The sequence below is a fragment of the Bradyrhizobium sp. genome, from assembly GCF_049581145.1.
In the GTDB taxonomy this organism is placed as follows: Bacteria; Pseudomonadota; Alphaproteobacteria; order Rhizobiales; family Xanthobacteraceae; genus Bradyrhizobium.
This window is the reverse complement of record NZ_JBAURI010000922.1, coordinates 1-2,526: the sequence shown is the minus strand read 5'-3', so window position 1 is coordinate 2,526 and position 2,526 is coordinate 1. Positions and strand designations below refer to the sequence as shown.

The 2,526-nt window shown below is 61.5% G+C and carries 3 protein-coding genes; all 3 read right to left on the bottom strand.

Annotated elements, in window-relative coordinates:
• Window positions 1–717 (bottom strand): PhnE/PtxC family ABC transporter permease (locus tag WCB02_RS30330; RefSeq protein ID WP_423963799.1); only part of this gene is annotated, 717 nt, incomplete at its 3' end.
• Between the two features lie 71 nt (window positions 718–788).
• Window positions 789–1,700: a phosphonate ABC transporter substrate-binding protein gene (gene phnD, locus WCB02_RS30325; RefSeq protein WP_423963796.1), complete on the bottom strand. Its 912-nt coding sequence runs from the start codon at window positions 1,698–1,700 to the stop codon at window positions 789–791.
• Window positions 1,701–1,776: 76 nt separating this feature from the next.
• Window positions 1,777–2,526 (bottom strand): phosphonate ABC transporter ATP-binding protein (gene phnC / locus WCB02_RS30320; RefSeq protein WP_423963793.1); only part of this gene is annotated, 750 nt, incomplete at its 5' end.

The following is a 2,526-nucleotide window of genomic DNA, read 5'->3' as shown; positions in this document are numbered from 1 at the left end:
ACCGACCACCGAACCCGACCGCACATTGATCTCAAATCGCAGCAACGTATAGCTGGCGAAGCTGGACATCACCTGCGGCAGCGCACCGAACCGCATGGTTTCGACGAACCGGCTGCCCGTGCTGTGGACACCTTCGACCGGCTTCATGTCGATATTCTCGATCGCCTCGATAAAGAGCTTGCCGAGCGTCCCGAAAGTGTGGATCGAGATCGCCAGGATTCCCGCCAGCGGCCCAAGGCCGAAGGCGCTGACGAACATCAGGGCGAAGACAAGGTCGGGAACGGTGCGGCAGAATTCGAATATGCGCTTGATCGACCAGCGCAGCGCAGGGCTCGGCGCGAGATTGGCCGCGGCAAGGAATGACATCATGAACGCACCGCCCGCCCCGATCAGCGTGCCGAGATAGGCGATCAGGATGGTGTCGAGCAGCAGCTTCAGCCACCCCGTCAGGTTCCAATACCAGTCCGCGACATCGGCGCCGAAATGCGCAACGCTGAGCTTGGGAAGGATCCGGCCGAAATAGCTGGTGAAGTTCGAGATATGGTCGACCAGATTCCACAGGTCGACTTCGCCGACCCGCCCGGCGGCCGCAATCAGGATCGCAAGGATCGCCAGCACGAGCAGGAACTGCCGTCTTCGGCGTCCCACCTCTCGCCGATAGTCGGCGACCAGAATCTCGAGGCGCGCCTGCGATACGTTCAGGATACTGGAGACCATGACATCCCGCGCCGGTTACGACGAGCGGGGGAGGTGAAATACCGCTCCCCCGCTCTCAGCCCCGGCTGTTCTCAGGAATGCTTCTTGCGCATGTCGTTGACGAACTGGATCATCTCGACGGTGTTTTCGTAGTCCTTATGGGTGACAGGCACGAATTCCTTGTCCTTGCCGTCAGACAGCCGGTCAAAGGCAGCCTTGTCCTTGGTCGGGGCTTCCTTGAACGCTGCAGCGATGGCTTGCTTGAGGTCGGCGGGAAGATCGGAGAGGTATGCATAGGGCGAGCCGGCCAAGAGTCCGGATTTGAAGATGATCCGGAAATCCTCCTTCTTCACCATCCCTTTCGTGACCATGCGCGTCAGATTCGAATCGGTGTCGGAATTCCACCAGTCGGCGGCGCAATCGACCGTTCCCTTGTCGAGCGCGATCACGCCGTTCTCGTGGCTCCCCGTGATGATCGACTTGCTGAAGAAGCTATCGGCGTCGATGCCGGCCTTGTGCAGGAAGAACCGCGGCGCGTTGTAGCCGGACGTCGAATTGGGATCGACGAAGCCGATGGTCTTGCCCTTGAGGTCCCGGATGTCCTTGTAGGGGCTGTCGGCCTTGACATAGATCACCGAATAATACCCAACCGTGCCATCATTATTTCGCGTGGTGACGAAGGGCTCGGTCTTGACGCCCGTCATGTAGGCCGTCGAGTAGGAGGCCGGACCGTAATAGGCGATCTGGATGTTCTCGGCGCGCTGGCCCTCGATCACGGCGGCATAGTCATTGGCGATGCGGAGCTTGACGGGGACGCCGAGCTGCTTGCTGAGATAGTCCATGAAGGGAGCGTAGCGGTCGCTGACGCCGGACGCGTTTTCAGCCGGCACAACCGCGAAAGTCAGCTCCTTGTATTTCGACTTCCAATCGTCGGCATGGGCAACGGTCGCGGTGAACGCGAGCGCGATGGCGCCGGCGGACACGAAATAGCGGCGGTTCAACATCTATCTTCTCCTCAAAGGGTTGGGGCAGCTTTCTTGTCGGCGCGGCGTTCGAAAAGTCGTCGCGATGGTCTGGTGGCTACGCAATCGCGGGTACGCCCAGAGCGGGATCCTCGGCGGCAACGCCTGCCGGCCTCGCCGAGGCGTTGACCTTTGGATCCGACTCGAGGCCGTAGAGACGCTGCGCTTCCCTCTCCGTCAGCTGTTCCGGCGTCCCGTCGAATACGACCTGGCCGGCGGCCATGCCGATCAGCCGGCCGCAATAGTTGCGGGCGAGCTCGAGCGAATGAAGGTTGCACATCACGGTGATGCCGAAATCCCGGTTGATCCGCTGCAGCGCGTCCATCACCACCTTGGTGTTATGCGGGTCGAGTGACGCGATCGGTTCGTCGGCCAGGATGATGTCCGGCTCCTGCACCAGCGCTCGCGCAATGGCGACGCGCTGCTGCTGCCCACCCGACAGCTGATCGGCGCGTTGCGCTGCAAGCCCGGCGATTTCGAACTGTTCGAGAGCGGCCAGTGCGATTGCCTTGTCGGCGTCGGGCCAAAGCTTCAACAGCGACCTCGCTGAAGACATGTTCGCCAATCGTCCCATCAGCACGTTGGTCAGGACGTCGAGGCGACCGATCAGATTGAACTGCTGGAAGATCATCGCCGAGCGCGCACGCCACTTCCGCAGGTCCCGGCCCTTCAGCGCCGTCACGTCCAGGCCGTCGAAGGCGATCTTTCCGGCGGTCGGCGTCGCAAGTCGGTTGATCATCCTCAGCAATGTCGACTTTCCGGCACCCGAGCGTCCAATCACGCCAATGAACGCGCCGGGAGCGATGGA

Coding starts and splice junctions, on each gene's coding strand:
- phnD (WP_423963796.1), bottom strand. CDS start 1,700: ATGTTGAACCGCCGCTATTTCGTGTCCGCCGGCGCCATCGCGCTCGCG.